The following is a 14222-nucleotide window of genomic DNA, read 5'->3' as shown; positions in this document are numbered from 1 at the left end:
GCATATCTTGGTGGATCGCCACCCGCGACCGTCGCGGTGATGGCAGTCTGGCGGCGAAGCACAGTCCGGGACCGTACTCGAACCTTCCGCTCCGTGTCGGACTGCGGTCCCGTCGGAAAGGGACGACGTCGCCATGGCAGACCATCTGGAAGCATCCGTCACTCTGCCGAGCGATCCCGCCTCGGTCTCCACGGCACGGACCTACGTCATCACCACGCTCGCCGAGTGGGGGCTGCCATCGGACACGGACGCGGCGGACACCATCCGGCTCATCGTCTCCGAACTCGCCACGAACGCCGTCCAGCACACCCTCGGGCAGTCGCCCACCTTCACGGTGGACCTCGAACTCGACCGGGACGAACACCTGCGCATCGGGGTGACCGACAGTCATCCGCGGTTCCCCAAACGGCTGCCGGCCGCCGTCCAGCAGGACAACGGCCGGGGCATGGTGATCATTCGCTGGCTGACCGCCGAGTGCGGCGGCCGGCTGCGGGTGTGGCCGACCCGGGAGGGCGGCAAGACGGTCTCCATCGAGCTGCCGTGGACCGTACCGGCCTCGCCGGTCGCGGTCGCGACGCCGCAGGAGCCGTAGGAACCGCACAAGCGCCGCGTGGTGCCGCACCGGGCGCCGCGCGGCGCGCTCCGCCCCCGTCGGCCCCGGGAGGCCCCGGAGGCGCCGGAGGGCCCGGCCCGTGCCGGGAGCCTTCCGCGCTCCGGGAGGGCGCCGGCGGGGGTGGGGGCGCCCTGCGCGCCCCCAGGGGGGTCACTTGACCCGGCCGTACCAGACGCTCCTGGTCCAGATCTTCTGCAGCCGGACCACGTCACCGCTCTTGGGGGAGTGCCAGATCCTGCCCTTACCGGCGTAGATGCCCACGTGGTAGACGTACGACCCCGAGTGGAAGAACACCAGGTCACCGGCCTTGCGGCTGGAGGCGGAGATGTGGCGGGTCTTGTTGTACTGCTGGGCCGCCGTGCGGGGCAGCTTCTTGCCGGCCTTCTTGAACGAGTACAGCGTCAGCCCGGAGCAGTCGAACCGGTTCGGGCCGGTGGCGCCCCACGCGTACGGCGACCCCTTCTTCGAGGCCGCGATCTGAAGTGCCTTCGTCGCCGGCGTGGCGGCCTCCGCCTCCGAGGCGAGACCGGGCGTCACGATCGAGCCGCCCACCGCGGCGAGAGTGAGGGCCGAGGCCGTACCGGCCCTGGCCATGAGCGACGGGACACGATTGAGCGCAGTCATGCGCAACCCTTCGTCAGCCGCCTGTGAAGGATGACCTGTCGGATTCGGGCTGGCGAAGTTGCCCGGCCGCGGTGTCGCGGCTTCACCCCAAGGGTTGCTCGGTTCGAACGAACATCCGTACCGGCGACCCGTCTTGCTCGGGTCCTCCACTCCTGCCGATCCACTCCTGTCGACCGGTCATCCGCGCGGCGGCAGGACTCGGCGTCCGCCCGGATCGCCCCGCCGCTGCGGCGGGGTCTTGTCGTCAGTCAGGGATCTTGGCGCACGGAAGAACGAAAATCCCAACGGAACCGGGGATTTGTGGTGTTACTCACCACTCACCCGTTCGGGTGGACGCTACTGCGTTCGAGGAAGTGGCCAGATGCCCGACGAGCCCCGGACCAGCGGCGGAAGGCTCGAACGGGCCCGCGCGTCCGGCCCGTGACGCAAGCCGTACGAGCGCGTGGACGGAGTGCGGAATACGCCGATGGGGGGTACGCCATTCGGTCCGTTTCGGCGCGGCGCCGGACGTCACGGCGGCGGTCCGCGCGCCCGCGACGCGGCTGGGACGCCGTCAACTGTCGGAGCGCGACGACGCCCTGACGCGAGCCGTGGCGGCGCGACCGTGTACGGGACGTGCGGCGCACACCGCGCGTGCGGGCGTGCCGCACCGCCCGCTCCGACGACGCGTCAGCGCCGGCGCGAGCGCCCCGCAGACCGGAGCCCCGGCTGCGCACCCCCAGCAGGGTGACCGCTGCGCCCGCCGCCAGGCCCTCGCCGCGCACGCACAGGTGGGTGGGCGGCGCCGACCGGCCCCGACGGCGCGTCAGCGACGGCACGTCCCGCAGATCGGGCGCCGTGCCGACGGACGCCCGGCCTAGGTAACGGTTGGTCAGCGCGCGCGTCGGCGGGGGAGTGGGGGACAGCTCGGGTGGTGACACCGTCCGTGTCCCGACCGGGGCGGCCGGGGCGGGCCTGTTCCGCTTTCGGGCGGGCGAACGAGTGTCAGCCGGGGAGCAGGGGGCGACTCGGTTGGTGGGCCGTGTGTTCCCGAAGGGGGTCCGGGCGCGCTGCGGCGGGGACGTACGGCCTGTTCGGTGGTTCCGTCGAACCGGGTTACCCGGCCGGGGCGGGCCGGAGGGCCGGCGGCGTCTCGGTGTCGGGTGTGTGCGCCATGGGGCGGGTGAACGCGCGTCAGCAGGCAGAGTGGGAGGCAACTCGGTCGGCAGGCCGTGCGTCCCCGTCCGATACAGCGGGGGTGCAGGGCCGGTCAGGTGGTTCGGCCGACCGGGGCGGGCCGGGCGGGCCTGTGCGCCTTCGGGTGTGCCAACACGTGTCAGCGGGGGGAAGCAGGGGGCGACTCGGTCGGCGGACCGTGCGTTCCCGACGGGAGTCCGGGCGACGCGGCGGCCGTGCGTCCCCGTCCGCTGCGGCGGGGGTGTACGGCCGGTTCGGTGGTCTTGTCGGACGGGGCTACCCGATGGGGGGTCGGCGAGGCGCCGCCGCCTTCGGGTGCGCGAACGCGCGTCAGTCGGGGGTGTAGGCAACTCGGGTGGCGGCACTTCCCAGTCGGAGCCCGGAGCCCGGAGCCCGGAGCCCGGAGCCCGGAGCCCGGAGCCCGGAGCCCGGAGCCCGGAGCCCGGAGCCCGGAGCCCGAACGCACCGAGCCCGAACGCACCGAGCCCGGAGCCCGAACGCACCGAGGCCATGCGTCCCCGTCCGCTACAGCGGGGACGCACGGCCGGTTCGGTGGTGCTGTCGGGTGGGGTTACCCGACGGGGGCGGGGTGGCGGGTCTGCGTCGGCTTCGGGGCGGGTGTGTTCGTCCTCAGGTGGGCGCCCAGGAGGACCGCGCCGAGGCCCAGGGCGGCCCACCAGGTCAGGGTGAGGGCGGGGCCCACCGCCGCGGCGCCGTCGAAGAAGGACACCGAGCGCAGCAGGGTCGTGCCCGCGCCCGGCGGCAGCCACTGGCCGATCGTGCCGACCGGCTCCGGCAGCATCCGCGGGGCCGACGCCGCCCCCGAGAACGGGTTGCCGATCAGCATGACGGTCGCGGCCATGAGCCCGACGCCGGCCGGTCCGATCAGGGCGGCCAGCCCGGCGACGGCGGCGCTCACCGCCAGGCTCATCAGCGCGAACACCCCGGCCTCCGCCCACCAGTCGCCGGTGATGACACCCAGCCAGCTGTGCGCCAGCGCGGCGGCGATCAGGCCGGTCAGGGCCGCCGTGCCCACGAGGGCGCTCGCGGCGCCCGGGCCGCGCAGCCCCAGCAGTGTGACCGCGGCGCCCGCCGCCATGCCCGCGAGGGCGAGCGGCAGCACGCTGGAGGTCAGGGCCGCCCCGCGCGGGTCCTTCGCGGGCGCCGGTACCACGTCGACCGTCTCCACCCGCGTCCCCTCGGCGGCCGCCTGCCCGGCCACCGCCTGCTGGAGCAGCTGGGCCACGGCCGGGCTCGCGGCGGACGCGGTCAGCAGCCGGGGGCCCTGGGGCGTCACGACGACCGCGCCGTACACGTCCCGGTCCTCGATGGCGTCGCGGGCGGCCGGCTCGTCGGCGTAGCGGTGCACCTCGAACGCGCCCTCGTGTGCGGACAGCTGCCGCTCCACCTGTGTCACGGCCGACGCCGGGCCCGCCACGCCGAGCGGGAGGTCGCGCGGCGCGGTGCGGGCGGCCGGCCAGGCGAACGCCCACAGGGCGAGGGCGGCCACGACGGGGACGAGCACGACCACCGCGACCAGGCGCCGGGACACGGCGTTCCTGGGCGGTGTGGCGGACGGCGAGGACATGGGATCTCCCCCTGATCGTAAAAAGAAGGATCGTTCGTTTTTCGATAGGTCCACCGTGCTCACAGCCCCCCGTGCTTGTCAAGAATGAATGTTCGTTTTACTTTGGGGACATGGCCCGCGTATCCCAGGAGCACCTCGACGCCCGCCGCCGCCAGATCCTCGACGGCGCCGCCCTCTGCTTCGCCCGCAACGGCTTCCACGCCACCTCGATGCAGGACGTGCTCAAGGAGGTCGACCTCTCGGCGGGGGCCGTGTACCGCTACTTCAAGGGCAAGGAGGAGCTGATCGGCGCGATCGTCGCCGAGGTGCTCGGCTCGGTCCGCGCGGCGTTCGAGGAGGCCGCCCGGCAGAGCCCGCCCCCGCCGCCGGACGAGCTCGTCGCCCAGGTCCTGGGCCGCACCCTCGCCGAGCGCGCGTCCCTGGTCGTCGACGGCAGGCCCGCCTTCCCCCGGCTCGTCGTCCAGGTGTGGACGGAGACCCTGCGCAACGAGGAACTGGCCGCCGTCCTGCGCGAGGGCTACGGTTCGGTGCGCGCCGCATGGGCGCGGATCGTCGAGAGCTACCAGGACAGCGGGATGATGCGGACGGACGTGGACCCGGATCACGTCGCCCGCACGATGATCGCCTCCGTGCTCGGTTTCATCGCCCAGCAGTCCCTGTTCGGACCCGCGCCCGTCGACGTCCTGCGGCAGGGCCTGCGCGCCCTCATGAGCATGCGCTCCGAGGAGGAACCCCCGGCCGGCCCGGCGCGGGGTTAACGCGCCCGAAACGCGGTCCAACTAGCCTGCCGACCCACGCCACCGGGCCCTTCGCCCGACGGCGTCGGCAACCGGACCCCGCACGGTCCGGAGCGAGGACTGTGAGGTGGGACGCCGTGCAACTGACCCCGCACGAGCAGGAGAGGCTGCTCATCCACGTGGCGGCCGACGTCGCCGAGAGGCGCCGGGCCCGCGGGCTCCGGCTGAACCACCCCGAGGCCGTCGCCCTCATCACGGCGCACATCCTCGAGGGCGCCCGCGACGGCCGTACGGTCGCCGAGTTGATGTCCTCCGGCCGGACCCTGCTCACCAGGGACGACGTCATGGAGGGCATCCCCGAGATGATCCACGACGTCCAGGTCGAGGCGACCTTCCCCGACGGCACCAAGCTCGTCACCGTCCACGACCCGATCGTCTGAGGGCGGCCATGATTCCCGGAGAAGTCCTGTTCGCCGAGGGCCCGATCGCATACAACGAGGGCCGCGAGATCACCCGGCTGACCGTCCTCAACGCCGCCGACCGGCCCGTCCAGGTCGGCTCCCACTACCACTTCGCCGAGGCCAACCCCGGCCTGCGCTTCGACCGTGCCGCGGCCCGCGGCAAGCGGCTGAACGTCGCGGCCGGCACCGCCGTGCGCTTCGAGCCCGGCATCCCCGTCGACGTCGAACTCGTCCCCCTCGCCGGCGCCCGTGTGGTGCCCGGCCTGCGGGGCGAGACCGGAGGTGCCCTCGATGCCTGAGATCTCCCGCGCCGCCTACGCCGACCTGTTCGGGCCGACCACCGGTGACCGCATCCGGCTCGCCGACACCGATCTGCTGATCGAGATCGAGGAGGATCGTTCCGGCGGCCCCGGACGCGCCGGTGACGAGGCCGTGTTCGGCGGCGGCAAGGTCGTCCGCGAGTCCATGGGCCAGTCCCGGGCCACCCGCGCCGACGGCACCCCGGACACCGTCGTCACCGGCGTCGTGATCGTCGACCACTGGGGGATCGTCAAGGCCGACCTCGGCATCCGCGACGGCCGGATCACCGGCATCGGCAAGGCCGGCAACCCCGACACCATGGACGGGGTGCACCCGGACCTCGTCATCGGCCCGGAGACCGAGATCATCGCGGGCAACGGACGCATCCTCACCGCCGGAGCCATCGACGCCCACGTCCACTTCATCTGCCCCCAGATCGCCGACGAGGCGCTCGCCTCGGGCATCACCACGCTCGTCGGCGGCGGCACCGGCCCGGCCGAGGGCTCCAAGGCCACCACCGTCACCCCGGGCCCCTGGCATCTGGCCCGGATGCTGGAGGCGATGGAGGGACACCCCGTCAACTTCGGCCTGCTGGGCAAGGGGAACACCGTCTCGCACGAGGCGATGCTCTCCCAGATCCGCGGCGGCGCCCTCGGCCTCAAACTGCACGAGGACTGGGGCTCCACCCCGGCCGTCATCGACGCCTCGCTGACCGTCGCCGACCGGACCGGCGTCCAGATCGCCATCCACACGGACACCCTGAACGAGGCCGGTTTCGTCGGGGACACCCTCGCGGCGATCGCCGGCCGCGGCATCCACGCGTACCACACCGAGGGCGCGGGCGGCGGGCACGCGCCCGACATCATGACCGTCGTCTCCGAGCCGCACGTGCTGCCGAGCTCCACGAACCCGACCCGGCCGTTCACCGTCAACACCGCCGAGGAACACCTCGACATGCTGATGGTGTGCCACCACCTCAACGCGGCCGTGCCCGAGGACCTGGCCTTCGCGGAGTCCCGGATCCGGCCGTCGACCATCGGCGCCGAGGACATCCTCCACGACCTGGGCGCCATCTCCATCATCTCCTCGGACTCCCAGGCCATGGGACGCGTCGGCGAGGTCGTCCTGCGCACCTGGCAGACCGCCCATGTGATGAAGCGGCGCCGCGGCCCGCTGCCAGGAGACGGACGCGCCGACAACCACCGGGTGCGCCGGTACGTGGCGAAGTACACGATCAACCCGGCGCTCGCGCAGGGCCTCGGCCGTGAGATCGGCTCCGTGGAGACCGGCAAACTCGCCGACCTGGTGCTGTGGGAGCCGGCGTTCTTCGGCGTCAAGCCGCACCTCGTCATCAAGGGCGGGCAGATCGCCTACGCGCAGATGGGCGACGCCAACGCGTCCATCCCGACGCCCCAGCCGATCCTGCCCCGCCCGATGTTCGGCGCGATCGGCCGGGCACCGGCCGCGAACTCGGTCAACTTCGTGGCACCGCTGGCCATCGAGGACGGGCTGCCGGAACGGCTCGGGCTCGGCAAGCGGTTCGTGGCCATCGAGTCGACGCGCGCGGTCACCAAGGCCGACATGCGGGAGAACGACGCGCGGCCCGAGGTGCGCGTCGACCCGGACAGCTTCACCGTGCACATCGACGGGGAGCTGGTGGAGGCCACGCCCGCCGCCGAACTGCCGATGGCCCAGCGCTACTTCCTCTTCTGAGGGCGGCCGGCGATGACACGGGCCACCCTTCTCGTCCTGGCCGACGGCCGCTTCCCCGCCGGAGGACACGCCCACTCCGGCGGCGCCGAGGCGGCCGTCCGGGCCGGGCGGATCACCGACACCGCGAGCCTGGAGGACTTCTGCCGGGGCCGGCTGCACACGGCCGGCCTGGTGGCGGCCGCGCTCGCGGCGGCGGCCGCGGCCGGCCTCGACCCGGTCGCCCTGGACGCGGCGGCGGACGCCCGTACGCCGTCACCGGCGCTGCGGGCCACCGCCCGCAAGCTGGGCCGGCAGCTGCTGCGGGCGGCCCGCGCGACCTGGCCGTCCCCCGAACTCGACGCCCTCGCCGTCCGGTTCCCGAAAGGCGCGCACCAGCCCGTGGTCCTCGGGACCGTCGCCCGGGCCGCCGGGCTCGGACCACTCGACGCGGCGCACTGCGCGGCCTACGAGTCGGTGAGCGGGCCCGCCACGGCGGTGGTACGGCTGCTCGGCCTCGACCCCTTCGGGGCCACCGCCGTACTGGCCCGGCTCGCCCCGGAGCTGGACCGCGTCGCCGACCGCGCGGTGGAGGCGGCCCGGCACGCGGCCCGCGACGGCACCGACGCGCTGCCCGCCGCCTCCGCGCCCCTGCTGGAGATCTCGGCGGAGGCCCACGCCGCCTGGCCGGTACGCCTCTTCGCGTCCTGACCCTGTTCCCTCCCCTCCACCCCAGGAGCCGTGTCCCATGCACCTCGACCACACCCACGACGGCCCCGCCGCCCTCAGCGCGGACGCCCGCCGCCCCGACGGAACCCGCCGTGCCCTGCGCATCGGCCTCGGCGGTCCCGTCGGCTCGGGCAAGACCGCCACGGTCGCCGCCCTGTGCCGGGCGCTGCGCGAGGAGCTGTCCCTCGCCGTCGTCACCAACGACATCTACACCCGCGAGGACGCCGAGTTCCTGCTGCGCGAGGCCGTGCTGCCCCCGGAGCGGATCGCGGCCGTGGAGACGGGCGCCTGCCCGCACACCGCGATCCGCGACGACATCTCCGCGAACCTGGAGGCGGTCGAGGACCTGGAGGACGAGGTCGGCCCGCTCGACCTGATCCTCGTGGAGTCCGGCGGGGACAACCTCACCGCGACCTTCTCCAAAGGGCTCGTGGACGCCCAGATCTTCGTGATCGACGTGGCGGGCGGGGACGACATCCCCCGCAAGGGCGGCCCCGGCGTCACCACCGCCGACCTCCTCGTCGTCAACAAGACCGACCTCGCCCCGTACGTCGGCGCCGACCTGGCACGGATGGCGGCCGACGCCAAGGCGCAGCGGGCCGAACTGCCGGTCGTCCTGCAGTCGCTCAGGGGCGAGCCGGGCGTGCGCGACGTCGCCGACTGGGTGCGCTCCCGGCTGGCCGCGTGGACGGCGTGACCGCCGGGGTACGGGCCCGCGCCCGGATCGTCGCCCGCCCGGACGGGCGGGGCGGCACCGCCCTGCCCGTCCTCGACGGCGACGGGCCCCTCGCGCCGCGCCGGACCCGGAGCACCTGCGGCGAGGCGCACGTGCTGCTCGTGGGGGCGATGAGCGGCCCGCTCGGCGGCGACCACTTCACGGTCGACGCCGAGGTGCTTCCCGGCGCCCGGCTGCGCGCCGGATCGGCGGCGGCCACCCTCGCGCTGCCGGGGCAGGGCAAGGCCGGGGCCCGCTACGACGTCCGTCTCTCGGTGGCCGACGGCGCCGAACTGCACTGGCTGCCCGAGCCGTTGATCTCCGCGTGCGGCAGCGACCTGACCGTGACGACCGAGGTCGAGGTGGGCGCCACGGGACGGCTCGTGCTGCGCGAGGAGCAGGTGCTCGGCCGGGTGGGGGAGGAGCCGGGGCGGCTGGCGAGCCGGCTGCGGGTGAGGGTCGCGGGACGGCTCGTCCTCGATCAGGAACTGGCCTGCGGGCCGGGCGCGCCGGGCGGCTGGGACGGCCCGGCCGGACTCGGCGGTCACCGAGCCGTCGGGCAACTCCTCGTCGTACGGCCCGAGTTCGCGAGCGATCCGGTCGCGCCCCGGACGCTGGGGGAGAGCGCCGCAGTGCTGCCCCTGGCGGGACCGGCGGTGCTCGTGAGCGCGGTCGCGGCGGACGCGCGACGGCTGCGCTCGACGCTCGACGAGGCCCTGACCCTCCTCGGTACGGCCGCTCCGGTCACCTGAGCGGGAGGCGGGGGAACCGGCGGCCCTGCTCCGCCTTGGCTGCGGCCTCCTCGGCCTTCGCGACGGCCGCGTACTGGTCGACGTACTCCTGCTCGGACAGCGACAGGATGGCGTACATGATCTCGTCGGTCACGGCCCGCAGGATCGCCTTCTCGTTCTCCATCCCGGCGTAGCGGGAGAAGTCCAGCGGCTTGCCGAAGCGGATGGTCACCGGGTGGATGTTCGGGATGACCTTGCCCGGCGGCTGCGCCTCGAACGTGCCGATCATCGCGCACGGGACCACGGGCACCCCGGCCTTGAGCGCCATCACGGCGACCCCGACCTTGCCCTTGTAGAGCCGGCCGTCGTGCGAGCGGGTGCCCTCCGGGTAGATGCCGAGGAGTTCGTCCTTGCGCAGCACCCCGAGGCCCTCGCGGATCGCCGCCTGGCCGGCCTCCTTGCCCGTGCGGTCGACCGGGATCTGCCCGGCGCTGCGGAAGAAGGCCGCGGTCAGCCGGCCCTTGATGCCGGGGCCGGTGAAGTACTCCTTCTTGGCGAGGAACGTGATGCGCCGCTTGAGGATCGCGGGCATCAGGAAGTGGTCGGAGAACGACAGGTGGTTGCCGGCGATGATGGCCGCGCCCGTCGGCGGCACATGCTCCAGACCTTCGATACGCGGCCGGAAGACCAGCCGCAGGAGAGGGCCCAACAACACGTATTTGAGGACGTAGTAGAACAAAGGGGCGCTCCTCACTCGGGCGGATCAGCTCGGGCCGCCATGTTCTGGCAGGTCAGCCAGCGTGCCGTGGGGGTGTCAGTGTAGGCGCAGGGTCCGGCCGCCGGAACCGGCGCGGACCGCGGGCGTCCCGACACCTGACGGCAGGTCAGGCCGACGGTGTGCGGCGGGTGTTGCGGGTGGGGAGGACCGCCGGACCAGCCTCGTCCCCGCAGCCGGTGCGCGGCAAGCCGGTCTCCGGGTTTGGCGTGATCACGGCCACCAGAACCCTCCCGGCCGTACGCCCGTGTCACAGCCGCACGATGACCAGGGCCGTGTCGTCCGTCGCGCCGCCCGGCGGCAGCAGCTCCAGCAGGACGGCGTCCGCCAGCTCCTCCGGGGCGGCGGTGCGGTGCTCGACCAGCGCGTGCGCGAGCCGGCCGAGACCGACGTCGATGTCCTCCCGCCGCCGCTCTATCAGACCGTCCGTGTACAGCGCGAGCGTCGCGCCCTCGTCGTAGGTCGTGGCCGCCTGCGGCCGGCGGATCGGGTCGGGGCGGGCGTCGAGCGGTGTGTCGGTGGCCTGGTCGAGGAACTCCACCCGGCCGTCGGCGTGCACCAGGACCGGCGGGGGGTGACCGGCGCTGCTGTACGCGATCGTCCGGGCGTCGAAGTCGATGAACGTCGTGACCGCGGTGGCCGATTCGGCCCCGTCGACGACGTGCGCGTACCGCCCGAGCACGTCCAGCGCCTGCGCCGGGCCCGCGGCCACCCGCGACGAGGCGCTCAGCGCGCTGCGCAGCTGCCCCATGACGCCGGCCGCCCGCAGGCCGTGCCCGACGACGTCCCCCACGGACACCCCGATGCGGTGCCCGCCGACCAGGTCGACCAGGTCGTACCAGTCCCCGCACACGTTGAGCGCCCCCACCGCCGGCCGGTAGCGCACCGCCGTGCGGTGGTCGCCCACCTGCCGGCTCGCGGGCAGCATCGCCTCCTGCAGCGCCAGCGCCACCTCGCGCTCGCGGGCGTGGGCCTGCCGCAGCCGCTCGTTGAGCTCCTGGAGCTCCCGGGCCCGCGTGTACAGCTCGGCCTCCAGGACGCGGGCCCGGCTGTCGACGCCCGCGCCGCCCCGCACCCGGATGAGCTCGGTGACCTCCTCCACCCGGTGCAGCACGAACGCGACCTTCCCGTCCGGCCCGGTCACGGGGGCGTTGATCGGGCTCCAGTACCGCTCCTCCCAGTGGCCCGGGTTGCCCGCGTCCTCCACGTCGTAGCGCTGGAGCGCCATGGCGTCGCGCTCGCCGGTCTCCGCCACGCGCAGCATGGACGCCCGCACGTTGCGCATGCCGGTCGCGGCGGGGTTGTCGGGGTTGTCCGGGAACACGTCGAAGATGTAGCGGCCGACGAGCTGCTCCCGGCTGCGCCCGGACAGCCGCTGGAAGTCCTCGTTGGCGTCGACGTAGACCAGATCGGTGTCCAGCAGGGCCACCATGCCGGGCAGCGCCTGGAAGACCGCCTCGTAGTCGACCTCGTCCATGGCATCCGCCTCACGCCGTGATCCGACCAGTTTCGCACGCTATGGGTCATCTGTACCGCCGTCCTGCGCGGAGGGCGATCGGGCAGGTCAGGGCGGGGCGTCCGTCAGGGACTGCTCGGCCCAGATGATCTTGCCCTCGGGGACGAACCGGGTGCCCCACTGCTGGGTGAACTGCGACACCAGCAGCAGCCCGCGTCCCCCTTCGTCGGTGGTGCGGGGGTGCCGCAGATGCGGGGCGGTCGCACCGCCGTCGTAGACCTCGCAGAAGAGCGCCCGTTCCTTGATCAGACGCAGTCGGATGGGACCGGTGGCGTACCGGATGGCGTTGGTGACCAGCTCGCTGACCACGAGCTCCGTCGTGAACGCCAGGTCGTCGAGGCCCCAGTCCGTCAGCTGCCGGGTCGCCGTCCGGCGGGCGTCGGCCACCCCGGCCGGGTCGGCGGCCAGGTCCCACTCGGCGACCTGCCCGTCGCCGAGCACCCGCGTCCGCGCGAGCAGCAGCGCCACGTCGTCGTACGGCCGGTCCGGCACCAGCGCGTCCACCACCGCCCGGCACTGCAGATCGAGGGACTCCGCCCGCTTCTCCAGGGCCAGCCGCAGCCGCTGCCGTTCGGCGTCCACGGCCCACCGCGCCCCGGCGGCCAGCAGCCCGTCGGTGTACAGGGCCAGCGTGCTGCCCGCCGCCAGCGCCAGTTCCACCGCCTCGAACGGCGGGCCGCCCACCCCCAGCGGCGGTCCCTGCGGCAGGTCGACGAACGTGACGTGCCCGTCCGGCATCACCACCGCGGGCGCCGGATGCCCCGCGGCGGCCATCGTGCACGTCCCGTCCACCGGGTCGTACACCACGTACACACAGCCCGCCCCGACCCCGAGCGTGTTGTCGGCCCCGGCCGAGCCCGGGTCGACGCCCTCCTCCCGCGCGGACCGTGCCACCAGGTCGTCGAGATGCGCCAGCACCTCGTCCGGCGGCAGATCCAGCGCCGCCAGCGTCCGTACGGCGGTCCGCAGCCGCCCCATCGCCGCCGCCGCGTCGATGCCGTGTCCCGTGGCCTCGCCCACCACGAGGGCGACCCGCGCGCCCGACAGCGGGATGACGTCGTACCAGTCGCCGCCCAGCCCGGTCAGCTCGTCGGCCGGGCGGTAGCAGGCGGACACCTCCAGGGCGTCCTGCTCGGGCAGATGGTGCGGCAGCAGGCTGCGCTGGAGGACCAGCGCCGCGTCGCGTTCCCGGCTGTAGCGGCGGGCGTTGTCGATGCAGACCGCCGCCCGGGACACGAGGTCCTCGGCGAGGCTGAGGTCGTCCGGCTCGAAGGGCTCCTGGCGGTGCCGCCGGAAGAACGTGGTCAGGCCGAGGGTCACGCCCCGTGCGCGGATCGGCACGATCATCGCGCTCTGCAGCCCCAGCTCCAGGAAGATGGCGGCCCCTCCGCCGCGCGCGTGCTCCGCCCACGCCTCACCCAGCGGGTCCAGGCGCGGCTCCCGCCAGGACCGCTCCGTCCGGAGCGTGCGGATCGGCGGCGACCCGGACGGATAGGTGACCACCTCGCCGATGCCGACGATCGCCTCCGGCGCCCGCCGGCTCACCGACCGGTACCCGGCGCGCCGCAGCGGCACCCGGTCCCTGCCGGTCAGCGGCTCGTCCGACGGCTCACCGCCGCTCAGCACCGACTCCACCAGATCCACGGCGACGACGTCGGCGAGACCCGGCACGGCCACGTCGGCCAGTTCCTGTGCGGTACGGGTGACGTCCAGCGTGCGGCCGATGCGCTCGCCGGCCCGGTCGAGCAGGGCCAGGCGCTGACGGGTGCGGTGCCGGTCGGTGACGTCCTCGACCGTGTAGTACACGCCCATGGGGTTGCCGTGCCCGTCGTCGAGCCGGGTGAACGACATCATGTGCGCGGTCTCCCGCAGCGGCGCGGAGCGGACCTGCCCCACGTGCTCGTAACCGACGACGGGCTCACCGGTCAGGAGCACCCGGCGGATCTGCGCCTCGATGTTCTCGGCGTCCAGACCGGGCTGGATGTCCCCGAGCCGCAGCCCCAGCCTGCTGCTCGGCGGTCCGCCGCCGAACTGGGTGAGTGCCGGGTTGGACCAGACGAACCGCAGGTCGGTGTCGACGACGGCTATGCCGACGGGGGAGCGGGTCACCATCTGCTCCAGCACCTGCCGGCTCATGTCCCAGCCCGGCGCCCCCGCCAGCTCCGACAGGAGCAGCAGCCGCCGCGAGGGCCCGCCGTCGTCCAGGGCCGGCGTGATCCGGGCCATGAGGCGCAGCGCGGTGCCGTCGGCGTGTACCGCCGTGAGCAGCCCGGCCCAGCCGCCGTCGCCGCGGCACCGGTCCATCATCTCCGGCACCCGGCCCGCGTCGTCCGCGGCCAGCACCGCCGCGACACCGTGCCCCACGACCCGGGCGGCGGGGTACCCCAGCAGCCGTTCCGCCTCCCGGGTCCAGCCGGTCACCACGCCCCGGGCGTCGAGCAGCACGGGCACGGCGTCCGCCACGTCGAACCCCTGCCGGGCCACGCTCCGCTCGTCCTTCGAACCCACGGCCGACCTCTCTGTCGCTGAGAGCGGTCTACCACCACTTGTCCCCATCTTCGCCCTTCC

At 74.0% G+C, this 14222-nt stretch carries 13 protein-coding genes and 1 riboswitch; of the genes, 8 read left to right on the top strand and 5 right to left on the bottom strand.

The annotated features are described in order from the left end of the window. Positions 1 to 133: 133 nt before the first annotated feature. Complete coding sequence (locus F8R89_RS05330; protein ID WP_151782875.1) at positions 134 to 592, top strand: ATP-binding protein; 459 nt, start codon at positions 134 to 136, stop codon at positions 590 to 592. Between the two features lie 171 nt (positions 593 to 763). Here F8R89_RS05330 and F8R89_RS05325 read toward each other — a convergent pair whose 3' ends face one another. Continuing rightward, on the bottom strand, positions 764 to 1237 hold the full coding sequence (locus F8R89_RS05325; protein ID WP_151782874.1) for a C40 family peptidase: 474 nt from the start codon (positions 1235 to 1237) through the stop codon (positions 764 to 766). A 3-nt stretch (positions 1238 to 1240) separates the two neighbouring features. Then, positions 1241 to 1451: riboswitch (cyclic di-AMP (ydaO/yuaA leader) on the bottom strand. A 1533-nt stretch (positions 1452 to 2984) separates the two neighbouring features. Further along, on the bottom strand, positions 2985 to 4001 hold the full coding sequence (locus F8R89_RS05320; protein WP_151782873.1) for an ABC transporter permease: 1017 nt from the start codon (positions 3999 to 4001) through the stop codon (positions 2985 to 2987). A 110-nt stretch (positions 4002 to 4111) separates the two neighbouring features. Here F8R89_RS05320 and F8R89_RS05315 point away from each other — a divergent pair, with 110 nt between their 5' ends. The 7 genes from F8R89_RS05315 to F8R89_RS05285 all read left to right on the top strand — a co-directional run bounded on the left by F8R89_RS05315 (position 4112) and on the right by F8R89_RS05285 (position 9384). After that, the gene (locus F8R89_RS05315) at positions 4112 to 4759 is read left to right on the top strand and encodes a TetR/AcrR family transcriptional regulator (protein WP_151782872.1); all 648 of its coding nucleotides are present in this window, start codon (positions 4112 to 4114) and stop codon (positions 4757 to 4759) included. Positions 4760 to 4875: 116 nt separating this feature from the next. Further along, the gene (locus F8R89_RS05310; protein ID WP_055622481.1) at positions 4876 to 5178 is read left to right on the top strand and encodes an urease subunit gamma; all 303 of its coding nucleotides are present in this window, start codon (positions 4876 to 4878) and stop codon (positions 5176 to 5178) included. Between the two features lie 8 nt (positions 5179 to 5186). Then, entirely contained in the window at positions 5187 to 5498 is a 312-nt protein-coding gene (locus tag F8R89_RS05305; protein WP_151782871.1) for an urease subunit beta, read from the top strand. Then, a complete protein-coding gene (locus F8R89_RS05300; protein WP_151782870.1) occupies positions 5491 to 7212 on the top strand; it encodes an urease subunit alpha in 1722 nt (573 codons plus the stop codon). Before F8R89_RS05305 ends, F8R89_RS05300 begins: the two co-directional genes overlap by 8 nt. A 12-nt stretch (positions 7213 to 7224) precedes the next feature. After that, on the top strand, positions 7225 to 7899 hold the full coding sequence (locus tag F8R89_RS05295) for an urease accessory protein UreF (protein ID WP_151782869.1): 675 nt from the start codon (positions 7225 to 7227) through the stop codon (positions 7897 to 7899). Between the two features lie 37 nt (positions 7900 to 7936). Beyond that, positions 7937 to 8614, top strand: a complete 678-nt coding sequence (gene ureG, locus F8R89_RS05290) for an urease accessory protein UreG (protein WP_151782868.1) — start codon at positions 7937 to 7939, stop codon at positions 8612 to 8614. Further along, positions 8602 to 9384, top strand: a complete 783-nt coding sequence (locus F8R89_RS05285; RefSeq protein WP_151782867.1) for an urease accessory protein UreD — start codon at positions 8602 to 8604, stop codon at positions 9382 to 9384. The genes ureG and F8R89_RS05285 overlap by 13 nt, the downstream gene beginning before the upstream one ends. On the opposite strand, the gene F8R89_RS05280 is transcribed toward F8R89_RS05285, so the two are convergent. The 3 genes from F8R89_RS05280 to F8R89_RS05270 form a co-directional block, all read right to left on the bottom strand. Continuing rightward, a complete protein-coding gene (locus F8R89_RS05280) occupies positions 9377 to 10102 on the bottom strand; it encodes a lysophospholipid acyltransferase family protein (protein ID WP_151782866.1) in 726 nt (241 codons plus the stop codon). The two genes, F8R89_RS05285 and F8R89_RS05280, sit on opposite strands and share 8 nt — an antisense overlap. 286 nt (positions 10103 to 10388) lie before the next feature. Then, positions 10389 to 11615, bottom strand: a complete 1227-nt coding sequence (locus F8R89_RS05275; RefSeq protein WP_151782865.1) for a PP2C family protein-serine/threonine phosphatase — start codon at positions 11613 to 11615, stop codon at positions 10389 to 10391. A gap of 87 nt (positions 11616 to 11702) precedes the next feature. Next, entirely contained in the window at positions 11703 to 14162 is a 2460-nt protein-coding gene (locus F8R89_RS05270) for a SpoIIE family protein phosphatase (RefSeq protein ID WP_151782864.1), read from the bottom strand. Positions 14163 to 14222 lie beyond the last annotated feature (60 nt).

Origin of the sequence: Streptomyces sp. SS1-1 (assembly GCF_008973465.1) — a bacterium.
Classification (GTDB): domain Bacteria; phylum Actinomycetota; class Actinomycetes; order Streptomycetales; family Streptomycetaceae; genus Streptomyces.
Note: the sequence above shows the minus strand (reverse complement) of the source record. Positions and strands in the feature narration are given on the sequence as shown.

What these genes read in the sequence shown, in the direction of transcription:
- ureG (WP_151782868.1), top strand. Translation starts at nt 7,937, where the DNA reads ATGCACCTCGACCACACCCACGACGGCCCCGCCGCCCTCAGCGCGGAC.
- F8R89_RS05320 (WP_151782873.1), bottom strand. Translation starts at nt 4,001, where the DNA reads ATGTCCTCGCCGTCCGCCACACCGCCCAGGAACGCCGTGTCCCGGCGC.
- F8R89_RS05325 (WP_151782874.1), bottom strand. Translation starts at nt 1,237, where the DNA reads ATGACTGCGCTCAATCGTGTCCCGTCGCTCATGGCCAGGGCCGGTACG.
- F8R89_RS05305 (WP_151782871.1), top strand. Translation starts at nt 5,187, where the DNA reads ATGATTCCCGGAGAAGTCCTGTTCGCCGAGGGCCCGATCGCATACAAC.
- F8R89_RS05300 (WP_151782870.1), top strand. Translation starts at nt 5,491, where the DNA reads ATGCCTGAGATCTCCCGCGCCGCCTACGCCGACCTGTTCGGGCCGACC.
- F8R89_RS05295 (WP_151782869.1), top strand. Translation starts at nt 7,225, where the DNA reads ATGACACGGGCCACCCTTCTCGTCCTGGCCGACGGCCGCTTCCCCGCC.
- F8R89_RS05275 (WP_151782865.1), bottom strand. Translation starts at nt 11,615, where the DNA reads ATGGACGAGGTCGACTACGAGGCGGTCTTCCAGGCGCTGCCCGGCATG.
- F8R89_RS05330 (WP_151782875.1), top strand. Translation starts at nt 134, where the DNA reads ATGGCAGACCATCTGGAAGCATCCGTCACTCTGCCGAGCGATCCCGCC.
- F8R89_RS05315 (WP_151782872.1), top strand. Translation starts at nt 4,112, where the DNA reads ATGGCCCGCGTATCCCAGGAGCACCTCGACGCCCGCCGCCGCCAGATC.